The sequence below is a fragment of the Streptomyces sp. Ncost-T10-10d genome (assembly GCF_900091955.1).
Taxonomy (GTDB): domain Bacteria; phylum Actinomycetota; class Actinomycetes; order Streptomycetales; family Streptomycetaceae; genus Streptomyces.
Genome location: NZ_FMDF01000222.1, coordinates 21,269 through 39,057, shown reverse-complemented (window position 1 = coordinate 39,057; position 17,789 = coordinate 21,269). Strand labels below are relative to the sequence as shown.

At 68.8% G+C, this 17,789-nt stretch carries 15 protein-coding genes and 1 pseudogene; 7 read left to right on the top strand and 9 right to left on the bottom strand.

The window, feature by feature from the left end:
• Together GA0115254_RS47030 and GA0115254_RS39495 are read left to right on the top strand one after the other, a co-directional pair.
• A pseudogene (locus GA0115254_RS47030) lies at positions 1-1,813 on the top strand (DNA/RNA non-specific endonuclease); the annotation flags it as partial.
• Positions 1,810-2,370 carry a hypothetical protein gene (locus tag GA0115254_RS39495; RefSeq protein ID WP_093900074.1) on the top strand — a complete coding sequence of 187 codons (561 nt, stop codon included), beginning with the start codon at positions 1,810-1,812 and terminating at the stop codon, positions 2,368-2,370. The pseudogene GA0115254_RS47030 and the gene GA0115254_RS39495, both read left to right, overlap by 4 nt.
• Before the next feature lie 171 nt (positions 2,371-2,541).
• On the opposite strand, the gene GA0115254_RS39490 is transcribed toward GA0115254_RS39495, so the two are convergent.
• The 6 genes from GA0115254_RS39490 to GA0115254_RS39465 all read right to left on the bottom strand — a co-directional run bounded on the left by GA0115254_RS39490 (position 2,542) and on the right by GA0115254_RS39465 (position 10,568).
• Positions 2,542-3,804: a cytochrome P450 gene (locus GA0115254_RS39490; RefSeq protein ID WP_093900073.1), complete on the bottom strand. Its 1,263-nt coding sequence runs from the start codon at positions 3,802-3,804 to the stop codon at positions 2,542-2,544.
• A complete protein-coding gene (locus tag GA0115254_RS39485) occupies positions 3,801-4,592 on the bottom strand; it encodes an alpha/beta fold hydrolase (protein ID WP_093900079.1) in 792 nt (263 codons plus the stop codon). The genes GA0115254_RS39490 and GA0115254_RS39485 overlap by 4 nt, the downstream gene beginning before the upstream one ends.
• A gap of 123 nt (positions 4,593-4,715) precedes the next feature.
• Positions 4,716-6,785, bottom strand: a complete 2,070-nt coding sequence (locus GA0115254_RS39480; protein ID WP_093900072.1) for an ATP-binding protein — start codon at positions 6,783-6,785, stop codon at positions 4,716-4,718.
• Entirely contained in the window at positions 6,782-7,630 is an 849-nt protein-coding gene (locus GA0115254_RS39475; protein WP_093900071.1) for a Pvc16 family protein, read from the bottom strand. Before GA0115254_RS39475 ends, GA0115254_RS39480 begins: the two co-directional genes overlap by 4 nt.
• A gap of 28 nt (positions 7,631-7,658) precedes the next feature.
• Complete coding sequence (locus GA0115254_RS39470; protein WP_370741022.1) at positions 7,659-9,743, bottom strand: HYR domain-containing protein; 2,085 nt, start codon at positions 9,741-9,743, stop codon at positions 7,659-7,661.
• Between the two features lie 198 nt (positions 9,744-9,941).
• On the bottom strand, positions 9,942-10,568 hold the full coding sequence (locus GA0115254_RS39465; RefSeq protein ID WP_093900070.1) for a helix-turn-helix transcriptional regulator: 627 nt from the start codon (positions 10,566-10,568) through the stop codon (positions 9,942-9,944).
• Positions 10,569-10,779: 211 nt separating this feature from the next.
• On the opposite strand from GA0115254_RS39465, the gene GA0115254_RS39460 reads away from it, so the two are divergent.
• Positions 10,780-12,114, top strand: coding sequence for a COG1470 family protein (locus tag GA0115254_RS39460; RefSeq protein ID WP_093900069.1), 1,335 nt, complete (start codon positions 10,780-10,782; stop codon positions 12,112-12,114).
• A 34-nt stretch (positions 12,115-12,148) separates the two neighbouring features.
• Here GA0115254_RS39460 and GA0115254_RS39455 read toward each other — a convergent pair whose 3' ends face one another.
• A complete protein-coding gene (locus tag GA0115254_RS39455; RefSeq protein ID WP_093900068.1) occupies positions 12,149-12,970 on the bottom strand; it encodes an eCIS core domain-containing protein in 822 nt (273 codons plus the stop codon).
• Positions 12,971-13,212: 242 nt separating this feature from the next.
• Between GA0115254_RS39455 and GA0115254_RS39450 the strand changes: the two genes are divergently transcribed.
• Positions 13,213-13,830: an HhH-GPD-type base excision DNA repair protein gene (locus GA0115254_RS39450; protein ID WP_093900077.1), complete on the top strand. Its 618-nt coding sequence runs from the start codon at positions 13,213-13,215 to the stop codon at positions 13,828-13,830.
• A gap of 33 nt (positions 13,831-13,863) precedes the next feature.
• On the opposite strand, the gene GA0115254_RS39445 is transcribed toward GA0115254_RS39450, so the two are convergent.
• Positions 13,864-15,558 (bottom strand): helicase HerA-like domain-containing protein, encoded by a 1,695-nt coding sequence (locus tag GA0115254_RS39445; RefSeq protein WP_093900067.1) that lies wholly within the window; start codon positions 15,556-15,558, stop codon positions 13,864-13,866.
• 103 nt (positions 15,559-15,661) lie between these two features.
• On the opposite strand from GA0115254_RS39445, the gene GA0115254_RS39440 reads away from it, so the two are divergent.
• Both GA0115254_RS39440 and GA0115254_RS39435 read left to right on the top strand, forming a co-directional pair.
• The gene (locus GA0115254_RS39440) at positions 15,662-15,958 is read left to right on the top strand and encodes a type II toxin-antitoxin system VapB family antitoxin (RefSeq protein WP_072488263.1); all 297 of its coding nucleotides are present in this window, start codon (positions 15,662-15,664) and stop codon (positions 15,956-15,958) included.
• A gap of 163 nt (positions 15,959-16,121) precedes the next feature.
• Positions 16,122-16,715 carry a LytR C-terminal domain-containing protein gene (locus tag GA0115254_RS39435; protein WP_093900066.1) on the top strand — a complete coding sequence of 198 codons (594 nt, stop codon included), beginning with the start codon at positions 16,122-16,124 and terminating at the stop codon, positions 16,713-16,715.
• Between the two features lie 47 nt (positions 16,716-16,762).
• On the opposite strand, the gene upp is transcribed toward GA0115254_RS39435, so the two are convergent.
• Positions 16,763-17,398, bottom strand: a complete 636-nt coding sequence (gene upp / locus GA0115254_RS39430) for a uracil phosphoribosyltransferase (RefSeq protein WP_093900065.1) — start codon at positions 17,396-17,398, stop codon at positions 16,763-16,765.
• Positions 17,399-17,501: 103 nt separating this feature from the next.
• Between upp and GA0115254_RS39425 the strand changes: the two genes are divergently transcribed.
• Entirely contained in the window at positions 17,502-17,729 is a 228-nt protein-coding gene (locus GA0115254_RS39425) for a hypothetical protein (protein ID WP_093900064.1), read from the top strand.
• Positions 17,730-17,789 lie beyond the last annotated feature (60 nt).

Genomic DNA, 17,789 nt, shown 5'->3' with positions numbered 1-17,789 from the left:
CACCAGCTACCTGATCCCCACCGTCATCATCGCCGGGATCACCTGGATCATCTCCCTCCTCAACCCCGCCTCCGCCTTCGTCCGCGCGGTCAAGGGAATCATCGACATCATCACGTTCATCGTGAACCAGGGCGCCCAGATCGTCGAATTCGTCAACGCCGTCCTCGACTCCGTCATAGCCATCGCCAACGGCGGCACAGCAGGCGTCCCCAAAATGATCGAAACCGCACTCGCCGCCAGCGTCCCCCTCCTCATCGGCTTCCTCGCCTCCCTCCTCGGCATCGGCAACCTCGCCAACAAGGTCAAATCCGTCTTCCACGCCGTCGCCAAACCCGTCAACCGCGCCATCGACAAAATCGTCAACTTCATCGCCAAGAAAGGCAAAGCCCTCTGGGCGAAACTCAAGGGCAAGGACAAGAACACGAAGAAACCGGGCGACGACAAGGCGACACAAAAGAAGAAACAGCAAGAGCTGCCCGAGGCGATGCGCCAAGCAAAGACCATCATATCCAAGCACGAAAAAAATGATTCATCAGTCGACTCGGTGACCGCAGAACTGCTCACACTTCGAGGAAAATACTCCTGGATAAAGGGATTCAGCGCGACGAAGAAGGGCGTCGGATTCTCTCTTTCCATGAAAGCGAGCAATCACCCGCTAGGGTCGTACAACGAAATCGACGACATTAAGAGTCAGCTGGATAAATTCAGCCCTGATTTCGTCAGGAAGGTTCACACCCATTGGTGGGATCACCAAATCAAACGACCGAAGATCGAGTCGGGTCAACTGTGGGAGAGAGGGGTCCTCGATCAGACCGAGACTAAGGCGATGGAATACCTGAAACAGGACAGTACCGCACACGACGTGAAAAAGCGTTTTTACGACGGAAACAATCGCGACATAAATGCTGCCGCATTCGAGAGCCATATCTTCGGGGTGAAGAGCGCCATACGAAAGAAAGTGGTCAAGCTGCTCGGGGACGCGGCCCTGAAGGAACTGAAGAAGCAAGGCCGGCAGGCCGCTCGCGACATACCCGAGACTCGCCAGATCGTCAGTTCGATGAAGTTCCTCGCAGGCCGGGACACCTACGGCGTCTACGAACCCTTCCCTCCGTCTCCGGACGAACGCGAACACAACAACTTCCGCCCGGTCTCCGCCGTCCTGGACGAGGCGAGTAGCACCCCCAACAAGCGGGTGATCACGGTGCGAACGGCTGCGGGCAAGACATTCACCGTCACCGAGGACCTGCGAACCGGATTGCAACTGCAGGTGGAAGGAATGGACCTGCGACTCAAGGAGCCCGGCGACCCGCGTGGCGTGACGCAGGACTCTCCGGGGTTCCTGCCCAACCAGAACCTCAACCGCTCGCATGTGATTGCCGACTGGTTCGGCGGCTCGGGCTATCGCGATGCGCTCAACCTGGTGACCGCCAGCGATCACTACAACAAAACGGTCATGGGTGACGCGGAGTCGGAAATTGCAACCGAAATACTGGCATTCGCCGAGAAACACGACCTGGCTCGCGGCCAGGTGTCCATGAATCTGAAAGTTACCGTGACGTTCGGAGAGCTGCTGAAGGACGTTTTCATGAGGAACATTCAGAGTCAGGAGTGGTACACAGCCGGCGATGCGGAATCGGAAGCCCAGTTGAAGAAGCTTACGAACATCCTGTTGAATCCTCCGGTAAGGCGCGTCATGGGTGTCGTGTACGCGTTCACACTCGCGTCTACAGTCTCCAGTGTCCCGTCCGAGAAGGGCTCACGTCTCATTCAGTCCGATGATCACCTCTTCATAAGAAGGAGCGCAGGCCAGTGACCAGCTTGGAAGATGTCGTGAAATTCTTCAACTCCTACCTGGATATCGACTATGCGGGAAATACCGCTGTTTATTCGGAGTCGGACGAGGTGCTGAACGAGCGTCGAGACACGAGCATGAAATTCTGGCACGCAGCCCCGGGGATCCTGCTGTCACCTGGATTCGGCAGGCCGATGGGCATGCCGGCAGAACAATTGGCCCAATTGGCCGAGAACGTAAACCTGGCACACCGCGAACTGTTTCTGGTTGCCGAATACAGCGACCCCACTTGGGGCACTCTCTACGCCGGATACATCGGCGGCGACAGGGAAAGAACAGCTCAGTCGTACGGTGGGCTGCTGTATGCGACCGAAATCAAGGGCGAACTCAAGATCATTGCGTCCTACCGGGAGGACATCGACAAGGTGTCGCCGCCTGTGCACTGGCGTCACTCACAGGGCGCGGAGATCACCTCACCGAACACCCCGGTGGCCGTCCGTCCCCTCGAAGCACCCACGGGGCGCGCTGCACATCACCAGGACTGGGAGATGCTCAGGAACGCCGCCGACGATCGGTGAGTCCTGCCGACGCCACCACGCCGTATGGGCGGCCACGGACCGCGACGCCGACCGATACCGGGTCCGCTGACGTCACCTGGTCCTCCCGGCCTGCGCACTGCGAGCGCCCGCACCCCGCCGTGTCCTGGCAGTGGCTCCATCCAGCCAAGCAGGGCGTGCAGATCGTCCGAGTCAGGCGTCGGCTACCCGCACAGGCAGCGACTTCAACCCATTGATGAAGTTCGACACCAGGCGGCGTGGCGGGGCCGCGAGTTGGAGCGGGCCGGGTGGCAAAGCACGGCACGCCTCCTGGCACAGGGTCCGCAGCTGCAGCCGGGCGAAGTGGGCGCCCAGGCAGACGTGGGGGCCGTCGCCGAAGGAGATGTGGGGGTTCGGGGAGCGGGTGAGGTCCAGGGTGAACGGGGCAGGGAAGACGCGTTCGTCGTGGTTGGCCGAGGCGTGGAAGACGACCACCTTGTCGCCGGTGCGGATACATGTGCCCGCCAGCTCCGTGTCCTGGGTGGCGGTGCGGCGGAAGGTCAGGACCGGGGGGTGGCGGCGGAGCAGTTCATCGATGGCCGTGGTGAGTTCCACGTCCCCGTTGCGCAACCTGCCGTACGCGTCGGGGTGTTGGGCCAAGAGGTGCAGGCCACCGGGGGCTGCGCTGCGTACGGTGTCGTTTCCTGCCACCACCATCAGGAAGAAGAACATCTCCAGTTCGGACGCGGTCAGTTCGGGGTCGGTGGCGAGCGCCGTCATCACGTCGTCGCCGGGGTGTCGGCGCTTGTGCGCCGCCAGTGCGTGCGCGTAGTCGAACATGTCGCGCAGTGACGCCGGGGACCTCGGGTTGACGGGCTTGCCCTCCGGGCCCAGTACCGGTGTGCCGGCTTCGTCGGGGTCCTGGTAGCCGATGACGCGTTGGGTCCAGTGGAGGAGGAGTCCGCGGTCGGTGTCCGGGACACCCAGCAGGTCGGTGAGGTTGAGCAGGGCGTAGTCGTCGGTGACCTGGGTGACGAGGTCGCAGGTGCCGTCGGTGGCCCGTGCCTCGGCGACTGCCCGGGTGAGCAGGGAGCGGGCGCGCTCACGGACGACCGCGGCGAAACGGTCCACGCGCTTCGGTGTGAAAGCGCGGCTGACGAGTACGCGCAGTCGCCGGTGGTGCGGTGGGTCCTGGTTGAGCATCATGCGGCGGATGAACGGCAGGTCGGCGGGGTCCGGGTCACGGATCTGGGTGGCGCCCAGGTACGAGGAGTAGGTCCGGGAGTCCTTCAGTACGCGGACGGCGTCCTCGTGCCGGGTGACCGCCCAGAAGCCGGGGCCCGCCGGCCAGCCGAGCACCTCCGGCTCCTCCTGCCACGCCACGGGGTGGTGATCACGCAGGTGGCGGTAGCGGTCGTGGGGGATGGCCTGCGCGTACTGCCTGGGGTCGAAGACGTCCGGTACGGACCCGGTCACGGCTTCGCCTCGATGTCCTCCGCTTCCGCCCGCAGGAAGTCCTCCATCACGCGGATCAGGTCGAGCGGCGCCTCGTCCATCGCGTAGTGGCCACACGATGGCAGCTCCACCAGTTCGGCCCGGCGGAACCAGCGCATCCATGTGGCGCGCTGCAACTCGGCCGACAGTGCCGGATCCAGCGCGCCCACGATGGCGAGGGCAGGCACGGGCGAACCCTCGATCCGGTCGTGGAAGTCCTCGCCCGCCCAGGAATCCAGCCAGGCACGGAACGCCTTGGCATCGCTGCATTCGAGCGAGCGGCGCACCATACGGTCCAGCCAGCCCGCGGGGCGCCGGCCTCCGGTGGTGATGTCGAGGATGGTCCGACGGTTCTGGGGGGTGTGTGCCGCCGCGGAGAAGAGTTCCCACTGGTCGGGCGGGAGGGGCAGGCCGGACGCGGGGACTGGGGACACCCCGACGATTCTGCGCACCCGTTGCGGTGCGATGGCCAGCGTCCGCTGAGCGACGGATCCGCCCATCGAGTGGCCGATCAAGGAGAACCTCTCCCAGCCGAGCCGGTCGGCCAGCGCGAGCACGTCCGCGGCGCCCTCGGCCGTCGTGTACGTACCGCTCGCGTCCCGGGCCTCGCCGTACCCCCGCAGGTCCACCACCGCGTACTGGAACGAACCGAGGTCGAGATCCGGCAGCACGGGGGCGTACGCGGAACGGTCGGCGAGCCAGCCGTGCACCGCGATCACCTTGTGCGGACCGTCGCCGTGCAGTTCATGGGGCAGAGGCAATGAGGTCACGCTGACTCCCGTCACCGTACGGAGCGGACCGGTCGGTCACCGGCCCGACTCCGTCCACGGTGGCGGCAACCACCGGCCCGCGCAAGGGCCCACGCACGGGCGCCCGGTGTCGGGCCGGCGGCGTCACGCCAGCAGTCCCAGATACGGCCCGAACTCCGACGCCAGCGTCAGCCGGCCCAGCTTCTGGTACTCGCGCTGGATCGCGTGGATCAGCGTCGGCATCGTCACCGGCTCGCCCGTGTCCGCCGCCAGGTACGCGGACGTCACCGCGATCGAGCGGATGTTGCCGCCCGCCAGCTCGAAGTTCTCCGCGCAGAAGGCGAGGTCCAGGTCCCTGCCCCGGGGAAGTGCGGGGCCCAGGCAGCGTTCCCACAGCAGGAGACGCTGTTCGGGGTCCGGGACCGGGAAGTCGATGACCAGGTCCAGGCGGCGGGTGAAGGCGTCGTCGAGGTTGGCCCGGAGGTTGGTGGCGAGGATGGCCAGGCCGTCGAAGGACTCCATGCGCTGGAGCAGGTACGCGCTCTCGACGTTCGCGTAGCGGTCGTGGGCGTCCTTCACGTCCGAGCGTTTACCGAAGATCGCGTCCGCCTCGTCGAAGAGGAGGACTCCGTTCACCCCTGCGGCTTCGGAGAAGATCCGTTCCAGGTTCTTCTCCGTCTCGCCCACGTATTTGTCGATCACCGTCGCCAGATCGACCGTGTACAGGTCCAGGCCCAGGTCCGCGGCTATGACCTCCGCGGACATCGTCTTTCCGGTGCCGGAATCGCCCGCGAAGAGGGCCGATACGCCCCGGCCCCTGCCCCCGCCGGGGCGCATGCCCCACTCGCCCAGAACGCGGTCGCGGTGGCGCGCGCGGGCGGTCAGTTCGCGGAGTTGGGCGTGGGTGCCCGGGGGGAGGACCAGGTCGTTCCAGGTGACGGTGGGTTCGATGCGGCGGGCCAGGCGGTCGAGGCCTGCCGCGTTCTGGGCGCGGGCGCCCTGGCGTACGTGGTCGGGGGTGAGGATGCCGCCGTCCAGGTGAGTGGTCTGGGCGGCGCCCCGGGCGGCGCGGGTGATCTGTTCCGGGGTGAGGAGGAACGGCGAGAGCAGGCGGTCCACGTCGATGGTTTCGGGGACGGGGGCCTCGTACGCGTCGGTCCAGAGGGCAGCTCTGGTGGAGGGTTCCACGCGTGGGGCGTGCAGGAGGAGGGGCGGGGCGGCGGACCAAGCGGCGTCCCAGGGAGCCCGGCCCACCAGGATCGTGAGGACCGGGGTACCGGTCAGCAGTCTGAGAAGTTCGGGGTGTTCGCGGGAGACCGCATCGAGCGGGGCACAGACCAGGCCGGCGCCGGTCAGTCGGGCCTCGCGGACCAGGGAGCGGACCGCCTCGGCGGGGGACGGGTCCTCGGCCAGTCGCGCCAGATCCAGGCCCAGGGCCCGGTGGCCCGCGAGCGTCAGCGCGGAGGCCGCGAGGGCCGTGCCCGCGCCGCCCTGGTCCTCGCGGAGGTAGGCGAGCGAGGCGCCCCGGGCCAGGGCCGCAGCCAGCGGGGCCGGGTCGCCGACGCCCGGCACGGCATGCCAGGGGGCGAGGAGATCGGCCAGACGCGGGGCGGGGGTGTCGTCGCCCAGGAGGTGCGCGGTGACCCGGTCGGGGACGCGGAGCGCACGGCTCAGGAACGGGCGGTCCAGGTCCTCGACCAGGAGGAGGCGGCCCTCACGCAGCGGGGCGAGGGCCGACAGCCGACCGCGCGCCACCTGGTCGGCGGGGGACAGGCCGCAGAGGCCCAGGGCCAGACCGATGGACGGGCGGCGGCGGGTGACGTCGTCGTTCAGGTAGCCGTAGAACGCCTCGAAGCGGTCGTCGAGATCCGGTACGAGCGTGATGAGGAGGATCTCGACATCAAGGGCGGTGAGGCCGAACTCACCGGCCAGGGAGGTGAGTCGGGACACTTCGGTCGGCATCTCGGCCGGCGCCCCGGGCGGCGTCTCCGTCGGCGTCTCGTCGTAGTCCGGAACGGGGGACGGGAAGGCGCGGGCCTCCTCCGCGTCCAGCAGACGGGCGATGTTCTCGTCCGTGAGGTAGAGGCCGCGGAAGGCGTCGTCCGGGTCCGGGTCGGTGAGCTGCCGGGCCTCGACCGCTCGTCGGATGCGCTGCTCCACCGCTACCGCACGGGCGAGGAGATGGCGCAGGTTCGGGTCGCCCGCGGTGGTCATTCGGCGCCGTCCTCCGTGTTGTCCTCGGCGTGGTCTGCCGTGCCGCCCCGTATGCCGTCAGCCGCAGCGGCCATGCGGCTCTCGGTGATACGGAGGGACAGACCGCGCCGCCGTTCCGTGTCGGAGGTACGGGGGGCGCCCCCGCCCGGACTTCCCGGACCACCCGGACTCCCCGGACCGCCCAGCCGGCCGGGGCGGCCCGGTCGGCCTCCGTACACCGGAAGCCCCCCTCGCCCCGGCATCGGTTCCGACAACGGCTCGGTTCCCTCGGGTACGTCCCCGAAGCGGGCCTGCAACCCCTCGTCCCCCACCGGTGGGCCGACCACATAGCTCGGCGACGCCGTCACCGGCACGCTGACGACCAGGTCGAGCGAGGGTTTCAACTCGCCGCCCAGTGCGCTCCACACGTCGGCGAACGAGCGGTCCTCCGGTGGCGGCAGCGCGATAGACATCGGTACGGGTGCCCCGATCTCGGCCAGGGTGCCCGCCAGCCGCTCCGGTGGCAGCGCCTCGTAACGCAGCAGACAGCCGAGCAGCGAGGAGAGCAGCCGGTGCTCGTCCTCCGGGCGCTTCGTCCATGCCGTGATCAGGTACGACAGCTTGAAGAACCGGGGTGGGCGGCGGCGCGCGACGATCGTGCCCCGCTCGTCGTAGTCGTTGTGCAGCCCCCGCTCGCGCCTGCGCATGTCCTCGCGGATGTCGTAGAGATACAGGTTGACCATGGGCGCGTTGACCTTCGCCGCCCATTCCCGGGTCGGGGCGTCGAAGACCACCGCGATCTGGCCGCCTTCGAGTACCTCCGCCCTGATCAGGGCCCGCAGTACGTCGTCGACCTCGTGGATCACCCGATCACTCCCGTACGGTCGTCGGCGCTCACGCGCGGCCCGCGAAGTCAGGTGGCTGCAGGTTGCGTTGAACCACCAGGACCGGCTTCCGCAGCCGATCGATGTCGCGGGTGTCCACCCGGAGCTCGCGAGGGCCGAGCTTGTCCTTGCGCAGGACCGGGATCTGGACCTCGAAGGTGCCGTCGCGGCTCACGGTCACACCGGACATCTCGGCAGTGATCCCGATGTTCCACGTGAAACGTACGGTCTGCCCCGGCGGATAGTCCTTGCCCCGCGCCAGCACCACTTGCCCCGGCTTGACGACCTGCGGCGTGACGGTCAGCGAGGGCTTCAGGACGCGCAGCCGGTCGGTGTCCTGGTTGTTGGCCTTCCGGCGGTCGGGCAGCGTGCCACGCACGGTGGCCCGTACGTCCCCGGTGATCGCCGCGCGGTACGTCGCGGTCTGGGTCACCTCGATGCGGCCGCCGGCCGGGATGGTGCACGGTTTCGCCGCCGTGCAGCGGGTCAGGGCGGGCAGGCTGCGGTCCTTCCCCTTGGACGGTTTCGGCCAGGTGGAGCCGATGACCACGCCGGTCGCCGGGTCCGGACCGGCGTTGGTGATGGTGAATCGCGCACGGGCGGGGCGGCCGGTGTACGTACGGTCCGGGCTGACGTCGACCTTCATCGCCACATCCGCCGAGGGCGGGACGGGGGCCTCCAGAACCTCGATCTGTGCCGTGTCCGTCCCCGTATTGCCCGACGAGTCGGTGGCCGTGCAGGTCACCGTGGTGCTGCCGACCGGGAAAAGCGAGCCGGAGGGCGGGACGCAGGTCACCGGAAGCATGCCGTCGGTGGCGTCCCGGGCGGTCGCGTCGTACGTCACGCGCGCGCCCTTCTTGTCCTTGGCCCGGACGGTCAGATCGTCCACGGTGACGACGGGCGCGTCGATGTCGTTCACATCGATGTTGATCTGTTCCTGGAAGTCGGGATCGGCCGCCGCGGCCGGCCCGATCGTGTCCGTACCCGGGGCCTGGGTGCCCATCAGGAACTGGACGGTGCAGCTCAGCCGGGTGCCCTGGGGCGCGCCCGCTGAGACGTCGATGTTCTCCGCGAAGTGCGCGGTGTCCCCGCTGGTGAGCTGCTGAGTGGGTGGGTCGAGGGTGACGGACAGATGCGGATCGCAGTTGTCCAGGCGGTAACTCACATTGGTGGGGAGGTTGCGGAACCCCTCGATGATGGCGTCCACGACGTCATTGCCCTCGATGCCTTCGATCATCCGGCCATTGGTGGCGGTCGCCAGTCGCAGGGCCTGGTCCGGATCGTGCTCCTTGTCATTGGGGTACTCGGGTATCTGACCGTTGCCGTTGAGGCCGTCGCCCTTGTCACTGGTCAGACCGACCGCGATCAGCCGCACCCCCGCGTCCTGAAGGGCGAACTCGGCGTCGCTGAACGACCGGCCGTTGCTGGGGTCGTGGCTCGACGCATCACCGACCAGCACGACGACGGGGCTGGAGTCGGGACGGAACACGGTCTTTCCGTCACCACCGTTGGCCAGCTTCCACAGGGCGTAGATCCAGTCCTCGGGCGGGCCGATGCTGTAGCTGCCCATGTCGGCCTTGAGCTGGTCGACGCCCGTCTGCACCTCGCCCAGGTCGTAGGTCAGTCCTTGCAGCACCTTGAAGCCGGCGTCGGGGTCCACCTGCTGGTCGCCGAAGGTGGCCACGGCGAAGCGCGAATCCGCCTGCTCATCGCGGATCGCCTTCGTGATCTCGGGGATCCGCTCCCTCACCCGCTTGATGGGGAGCTCCATGCTGCCCGTGCCGTCCACCAGCAGGATCACATCGGGCCTCGGCGGAATCGCCGGCGTACGCACCTGCTTGTCCACGCCCGTGGAGCCGCCCGGGTCGACCGCGTCGGTGAACTCGGCGGGAGTGACCCAGGGTTCGGGCTCCGCCACCGACGGCGCCCCGGACGTGACGGCCGAACCGGGGGCGATACCGGTGGCCACGAGAAGCAGCGCAAGGGCCGGGACCCGGAGCGCGGTGAGGGTGCGGCGCGAAGCGGACGGCCTGGTCCGGGTCGATCCGTCCCGCCGCGACCGCGGCACCCGCCGAAGCGGCTGGAACCAGCGCACGGAAGTCTCCCCACCCTCGGCCGATCGGCATACCGGACGCCACGGTCCCGTAAGCGCAGCCGGCCCACAGCGGTACAGGAGTCACATCCTCGGGAAGCCCCCGCTGCCCTTTCGGGCAGCTGAGGGATCCACCGAACTGCGGGATCTGTCGCAGGTGTCGTACACATCCGTACGAACAGCTCCGTCCGTACGGACGGCTCAGATCAGCCCCTGCCGCATCGCGTACGCCACCGCGTGCGACCGGTTTCGCAGTTGCAGCCTGGTCATCACCGAATGCAGCACGTTCTTGATCGTGCGCTCGGAATAGGCCAGCTTCGTCGCGATGTCCGCGGTGTCGTACCCCTCCGCGACCAGGCGCAGCACATCCACTTCCCGCGCCGCGAGACCGGTGAAGTGCAGGCCGCGCGGACCGAGCACCTGTCCCTGGAGGCGACCCACCTCCTCGAGCAGCCTTCCCAGCAGGTCGGAAGGCAGATGACCCTCGCCCCGCGCCACCGTCCTGATGACCTGCACCAGATGCTCCGGGGTCGCCTCGGAGCGCCTGACCACACCGGCGACGCCGCACTCCGCGGCGCTCACCAACTTCTGCTCGTCGATGTCCGTGGTGACGAGGACGGTGCGTGAGGTGCTGGTGCGTTGAATGTGACGCAGCATCGTCAGCACCTCCTCGTCGACTGCGTCCACGACGACGACCACGATCCGAGGTGAGGCGTCTGCCTCTCCCCACTCCGTCACGCTGACCTCGGGCCGGGCTCGTAACTGACTGGCCACGCCCGCCTGCGAGATCGGATCCTGGGCCCGTAATGCGACAGTGATGCGCTCCATGGCAAAGCTCCCCCTGAGCGGCAGCCGCTGGCATCACACCTAACACAACCATCACGGCTGCTTACGTGTGCCTCACTCGTCTTGAGGCGGTCAGACGATTCCCGCGTATACCTACGGGGAAACAGAAAAGTCGATCCGGGCACAGAATCTGCCCGGAAGTGTTCCTTCACGGCCGATGTCGGCATTCGGCGCCGACCCTACGGTGCGCCCTATGAGTCTCACGGCAAGCCTCGACGATTCGTCCGTCACTGCCGCACCGGGCGAGGAGACGGCCCTCCCTCTGCGGATCCTCAACTCCGGCAGCACCGTCGAGGAATACCGCTTCGAGGTGGTCGGTGCGTGTGCCGCCTGGTCGACGGTGGAGCCGGCGACCCTGTCCCTGTATCCGGGCGACTCGCAGACGGTCTCCCTCGTACTGCGCCCGCCCCGCGACTCGACCGTACTCGCGGGGGAAACGCCTTTCGGGATCCGGGTGGTGCCCACCAGCGAGCAGGGCGACACGGTGGTGCCGGAAGGGCGGGTGACCGTACTCCCCTTCACCGAGACGACCGCGGAGCTGGTACCGCGCAGCTCGCACGGCGCCTGGCGCGGCAGGCACCAACTCGCCGTCGACAACCGGGGAAACACCCCGACGACCGTACGGCTGGGGGCCCAGTCCGGTACGGAGCGGGCCCGGGTCACGTTCGCGGCGGACACCCTGCAGATCGCGCCCGGCCGGGCGGAGTTCGGGAAGCTGCGGATCCGGCCGGCCAAGCGCGTGTGGCGCGGTACGCCGGTCACGCACCCCTTCCAGGTGGTCGCCACGCCGGTGGTGGCGGAGGGCCAGGACCCGGTCGCCCCGGTGGTCCTGGACGGCTCGTACCAGCAGGAGCCGATCCTGCCGCGCTGGCTTCCCCGGGCGCTCATCGCTGCGGCTGTCCTGCTGATCGCGCTGGTCGGGCTCTGGTACGCACTGCTGCGGCCGGCCGTGAAGTCGGCGGCCCGGGAGGCGATCACCCCGGACGCGGTCCGTTCCGCCGCCGCGGCCGACAAGAGCAAGGCCCCCGACAACGGCTCGACGGCCGGAACGGGATCGGGCGGTGGCGACTCCTCCGGTGCGAACGGGGGCTCGCCGAAGCCCAGCCCCTCACCGAGTCCCGGCGCATCCGACGGCGCATCCGACGGCGCGGCCGCCGCGGCCCCGACCAGTGCGCAGGTGCAGGTCAGGGACTCGGTGGGCGGCGGGTCGAACACCTCGACGGCCCTTCAGGTGCCCAGCGGGCACACATTCCAGCTGACGGACATCGTGGTCCAGAACCCGCAGGGCGACGCGGGAACGCTCGTCGTCTCCTCCGGCCGGAACACGCCCGTGCTCCGGCTGGCACTGGAGAACTTCCGGGACTCCGACTATCACTTCGTCACGCCGATCCTGGTGCCCGCGGGCGGCAAGGTCACGATGACCGTCGACTGCCACAAGGTGGGCAAGCCGGTGAACGCGCCGACGCCTTCGCGGTGTGCCGAATCGCTGTTCCTCGGCGGCACGATGCGGACGGACACCGCGGGCTGACAGCGCGGATCGGGCCGGCCGGTCCACGGGCCCGTCAAGCAGGCGGAGCCTCTTCCTCCTCCTCGGCCCCTTCCTCCGCCCGTTGGACGAAGGAGCCCTGCACATCGGCGGGTTGCTCGTCCTCGTCCTCCGTCGCCGCCCTTTGCACAGCAGGCGTCGCGACGGGGGACGAGTCATGACCGGCCGCCCCTGTCGCAGCCGTCGAAACCGGGGCCGGGGCCGGGTCGGACAGCACCCGGTCGGCGTTCGCGACGGCCTCCCGCTCGAAGCGGTCGGACGGATCGCTCACCCGGATACCGCCCGGCGCCTCCGTACCCTCCACCGGGCCGTTGCGCTGCTGGATCACATGGGTGAGCTCATGGGCCAGCGTGGTGCGGCCCTGCGGCGAGGACGGATCGTACGCGTCCCGCTGGAAGACCACGTTGTTGCCGACCGTGTACGCATGGGCGCCCACGCCCTTCGCGGACTCGTGCGCGGCGGAACCGGTGTGGATGCGTACGTCGGAGAAGTCCGCGCCCATCCGCCCCTCCAGATCGGTTCGGGTATCGGTGTCCAGGGGCTGTCCGCCGCCGGACGAGACCACGTCGTGCACGGGGGAGCGCTCTTCTTCCTCCCGCCTCTGGAGCATCGACCCCACGGCACTGTTGCCGACCGCCCGTTGGAGCACGCTCATGCCGCCGGCCCCGACCACATCGGCCCGCCCGGCGACCGCCGCACGGTAGAGATGCGGGGTGTCCGCCGCCTCCCGGCCCTCGGTCGCCCCGGACGCGTGCAGGGCTTCGTCGTGCTCCTGCCCGTGCCCGTGATCCCGCTCGTGGTCGTGTTCCTGGTCCCATTCCTGTGCGTGCATCGTCATCTCCCCTGACCGCGCCCCGGTCGAAGGCGCGTCGTGATGGCCCCACCACTCCACCTTCACGACGGGTCACTGCCTCGTCCAGCCCGGACCCCGCCGGTCAGGGGCAGTCGACGCTGCCCCTTCGGGCATCCGGTCCGTTCGTACGGTCCCGCGAAGCGCGTCGGCCGCGCAGCGGCGGCAAATGGCTGCATCGACGGGCCGTGAGGTGGCCGGGCCGCGCCGCCGTCGGGATGATCGAAGGTATGGCCAAGAGCAACAAGGACCAGGACATCACCCTGCGGATCGCCCAGCAGCCGGAGGCGGACGAGCTCCTCGCACGCAGCCCGCTCGCCGCTCTGGTCGGCATGCTGCTGGACCAGCAGGTGCCGATGGAATGGGCTTTCTCCGGCCCGTACACCCTGGCCGGGCGGATGGGCGGAGACGACCTGGACGCTCATGAGATCGCCGCTTACGACCCGGAGGCCTTCGCCGAACTCTTCACCGCCAAACCGGCTCTGCACCGCTATCCGGGTTCCATGGCCAAGCGGGTCCAGCAGTTGTGCCAGTACCTGGTGGCGGAGTACGAGGGCGACGCGAGCGCGGTGTGGAGCGATGTTTCCAGCGGGGCCGAGCTGCGGAAACGGCTGAACGCCCTGCCGGGGTTCGGCACTCAGAAGGCGCAGATCTTCCTGGCGCTGCTGGGCAAGCAGTTCGGGGTCCGGCCGACGGGCTGGCGGCAGGCGGCCGGGTCGTACGGCGAGGCGGGTTCGCGCCGGTCGGTCGCCGACATCACCGGCCCGGAATCACTCGCCGAGGTCCGCGCGTTCAAGCAGCAGGCCAAACAGGCGGCCAGGACGACCAAACGCACAACCGCCACATAGCCGACGAGCAACAGCGCCGCCCGTCGCCGAGAACTACCGCCTGCGGCGGGCCGTGCCGAAGAGCGACCGCGAGATCTCCCGCCCCAGCTGCGTCCCGACGGACCGTGCCAGCGACCGGAACATCCCGCTCGCCACCACCTGCTCGACCAGCGAGGCATCGTCCTTGGGCGCCTTCCCGGCCCCGCCCGAGGACGCCCTGCCCCCGGCCCGTTCCCCGCCCCTCACCGCCTTCTCCACCGCCGCCCTGTCCGCAGCCTCCGCCTCGGCCCGCTGCCTGGCCTCCTGCTCGGCGCCCAGCTTCTCGTACGCCGATTCCCGGTCCACCGCCTGCGCGTAACGCCCGTACAGCGACGAGCCCTTCACCGCCGCGTCCAGTTCGGCGGCGGGATACGGCCCCATCAGCGACTGCGGCGCCCGCAGCCGGGTCGCGGCGACCGGGGTCGGCGCGCCCTTCTCGCTCAGCACCGTGATCACGGCCTCGCCGATGCCCAGCCGGGTCAGCAACTCCTCCAGGTCGTAGGGCGAGTTCGGAAACGTCCTCACCGTCGACCGCAGCGCCTTCGCATCGTCGGGAGTGAAGGCGCGCAGCGCGTGCTGCACCCGATTGCCCAGCTGGGCCAGCACATCGCCGGGCACGTCACGCGGCGTCTGCGTGACGAAGAAGATGCCCACGCCTTTCGAGCGGATCAGCCGAACCGTCTGGGTGATCGACTCCAGGAATGCCTTCGAGGCCCCGTTGAAAAGCAGATGCGCCTCGTCGAAGAAGAAGACGAGCTTCGGCCGGTCGAGATCGCCGACCTCCGGCAGATCGTGGAAGAGATCGGCGAGCAGCCACATCAGGAACGTCGAGAAGAGCTGCGGCTTGTCCTGCACGGCCACCAGTTCCAGTACGGAGACCAGCCCGCGCCCGTCCGGCGCCTGCCGCAGGAACTCGGCCGTGCCGAACTCCGGTTCGCCGAAGAAGTCGCTCGCACCCTGCTGCTCGAAGGCGGTGACCGACCGCAGGATCACTCCGGCCGTCGCCGTGGACAGCCCGCCGATCTCCTTGAGTTCGGCCCTGCCCGTGTCCGAGACGAGAAACGCGACGACGGCCCGCAGATCCTTGAGATCGACCAGCTCCAGGCCCTTGGCATCGGCGTAGTGGAAGATCAGGCCGAGCGACTGCTCCTGTGTCTGGTTGAGTTGCAGCACCTTGGACAGGAGTACGGGACCGAAGCTGGTGACCGTCGCCCGCAGCGGAATGCCGGGCCCGATGCCGCCGAGTGCGTAGAACTCGCACGGGAAGCTCTTCGCCTCCCACTGCTGTCCGACCTGTCCGGCCCGCTCCGTGACCTTGTCGCCCGGCGCGCCGGGAGCGGCAATGCCCGAGACATCGCCCTTGATGTCGGCGAGGAAGACCGGGACACCATGAGCCGCGAGCTGTTCGGCGATCAGCTGGAGCGTCTTGGTCTTGCCGGTGCCGGTGGCGCCCGCAACCAGTCCGTGCCGGTTGAGCATCCCGAGGGGAATCCGGATCTGTGCATCCGGCAGGCACACACCGTCCCAGAGCAACGCGCCCAGATCGAGGGCGGCTCCGGAGACGGCGTACCCGGCAGCGATCTCCTGCGCCGGCTGCGGCAGAACCCCGGCACCTCCGCCCGACGCCACGCCCGTGTCCGACGCGTCGGTGCCCGAACCTCCACCGGTGCCCGAACCCGCGTCTTCGCCCGTGCTGTCGCTGTCACTCATCACGGCCCCTATTCCGGAATGCCCGCTTTTGTGGCGTTCTTGCCAGCATCGCAGTCCCACCCCATGGCTGCGCCCGGAGGCTCTTGCCCGGTAGGCTTTCCGTGTGATCTTCAAGCGCATCGGAAATGGGCGGCCATATCCCGACCACGGCCGGGAAAGCACCCGGCAGTGGGCGGATGTCGCGCCGCGCCCGGTCCGCCTCGATCAGCTGGTGACCACCAAGGGCAATCTGGACCTGGAGACCCTCCTCGCCGAGGACTCGACGTTCTACGGCGACCTGTTCGCGCACGTCGTGAAGTGGCAGGGCGACCTCTATCTGGAGGACGGACTGCACCGCGCGGTCCGCGCCGCGCTCCAGCAACGCCAGGTACTGCACGCCCGGGTACTCGAACTCGGCTGACGGAGCCCGGCAGGTTCCTTCGCGGACCCGCAAGTCCTGCGGGCCGATCCGGGTTCGTTCGGGTGCATTCGCACCCGGACGGGTGCGATCCATTGATCATTTAGTAGGCATCATCACCGGGTCGCACTACGCTGCGCCCATGAGCATGCTCACTCCCCCCGGCATGGGCGGAAAGTACCGCATCACGGGCGACAAGTACCCGCGCATGCGCCGCCCCCGGCGTCGCGGCAAACTGATCCTCGCTGCCACCGCTTCCGTGGTTGCCCTCGGGCTGGCCGGGTGGGGCACGCTGCAGCTCATCGATGTCTTCACGGGCAGCAACAAGAAGGCCAGCGCGGCCGACCACTCGACGGACTGCGCGTCGGCCAAGCCGTCCGCGCCGGCCAAAGCGCTGCCGAAACCCGCGAAGATCACCGTCAACGTCTACAACGCGACACCGCGCGGCGGGCTCGCCAAGAAGGCCGCCGACGAACTGAAGAAGCGCGGCTTCATCATCGGCAAGGTGGGGAACGCCTCGGCTGCGTACGACAAGAAGGTCGCAGGTCCGGGAGTGCTGCTGGGCGCCCCGTCGGCCACGAACGGCTCGCTCCCGGTCCTCGGCACACATCTGCAGGGGGCCGTCGCGAAGACCGACGCGCGCAAGACGGCGGACGTCGATCTGATCATCGGTACGAAGTTCAAGGCCTTCAGCACGCCCCAGTCGGCCGCCGCGGCCCTCGCCGCCCTGGCGAAGCCGGCCTCCGCACCGTCCTGCTGACGGCTGCCGGGACGACCCCGGCAGCCCAGCACTTCCCGCTCGGGGCTCTAGTCGACCGTGCCGTACATCCGGTCGCCCGCGTCGCCGAGCCCCGGGACGATGTAGCCGTTCTCGTTGAGCCGCTCGTCGACCGAGGCGGTGACCACGGTCACTGGCGTACCCGCCAGCTCGCGTTCCATCACCTCGACGCCCTCGGGCGCCGCGAGCAGCACGACCGCGGTGACATCGTCCGCACCACGCTTGATCAGTTCCTGAATGGCCGCGACCAGCGTGCCGCCGGTGGCCAGCATCGGGTCCAGGACGTACACCTGGCGGCCCGAGAGGTCCTCCGGCATCCGCGTCGCGTACGTGGACGCCTGCAGCGTCTCCTCGTCACGGATCATGCCCAGGAAGCCCACCTCGGCGGTCGGCAGCAGCCGCACCATGCCGTCGAGCATGCCGAGACCGGCCCTCAGGATCGGTACGACCAGGGGGCGCGGGTGCGACAGCTTCACACCGGTCGTCGGTGTGACCGGGGTCTCGATGTCGACCTGTTCGGTGCGCACATCCCGGGTGGCCTCGTAGGCGAGCAGGGTGACCAGCTCGTCGGCGAGCCGCCGGAAGGTCGGGGAGTCGGTGCGCCTGTCGCGCAGGGTGGTGAGTTTGTGCGCGACCAGTGGGTGGTCGACGACGTGGATCCGCATGGGTTCAACAGTAACCGGGCCTCCCGCACTCGTGCGCTGGCATCAACCGCACGTTCGGAGGGAAGGTGGGGGCATACGGAGCCAGCCTTGGGGTGATGAGCCGATGCCGGACGGGGAACAGCGGAAGCGGGGCAGGCCGGACACGCCGGCCCCGCAGGACACGGAGGGCCGGCAGGACCCGCAGGAGGCCGACGCGGCGCGCCGCAGGCGGCGCGCCCAGTTCCTGCGCGAGCTTCATGAGGCGAAGGCGCTCCGCGACCGGGTCCAGCCGCGCCGGGCCAGGGCGGCCCGGATGCGCCAGGCCATGCGGATGCGGACCTTCCGCTGGTAGGTCGGACGGTGGCCCGGTGTCCCCCTGGTGGCGGCGTCCAGGAGAACTGATGGCCGACGC

Excerpts from the sequence above, each read along its gene's own strand:
- GA0115254_RS39425 (WP_093900064.1), top strand. The coding sequence starts at position 17,502 with ATGCCGGACGGGGAACAGCGGAAGCGGGGCAGGCCGGACACGCCGGCC.
- GA0115254_RS39465 (WP_093900070.1), bottom strand. The coding sequence starts at position 10,568 with ATGGAGCGCATCACTGTCGCATTACGGGCCCAGGATCCGATCTCGCAG.
- GA0115254_RS39460 (WP_093900069.1), top strand. The coding sequence starts at position 10,780 with ATGAGTCTCACGGCAAGCCTCGACGATTCGTCCGTCACTGCCGCACCG.
- GA0115254_RS39480 (WP_093900072.1), bottom strand. The coding sequence starts at position 6,785 with ATGACCACCGCGGGCGACCCGAACCTGCGCCATCTCCTCGCCCGTGCG.
- upp (WP_093900065.1), bottom strand. The coding sequence starts at position 17,398 with ATGCGGATCCACGTCGTCGACCACCCACTGGTCGCGCACAAACTCACC.
- GA0115254_RS39435 (WP_093900066.1), top strand. The coding sequence starts at position 16,122 with ATGGGCGGAAAGTACCGCATCACGGGCGACAAGTACCCGCGCATGCGC.
- GA0115254_RS39445 (WP_093900067.1), bottom strand. The coding sequence starts at position 15,558 with ATGAGTGACAGCGACAGCACGGGCGAAGACGCGGGTTCGGGCACCGGT.
- GA0115254_RS39450 (WP_093900077.1), top strand. The coding sequence starts at position 13,213 with ATGGCCAAGAGCAACAAGGACCAGGACATCACCCTGCGGATCGCCCAG.
- GA0115254_RS39455 (WP_093900068.1), bottom strand. The coding sequence starts at position 12,970 with ATGACGATGCACGCACAGGAATGGGACCAGGAACACGACCACGAGCGG.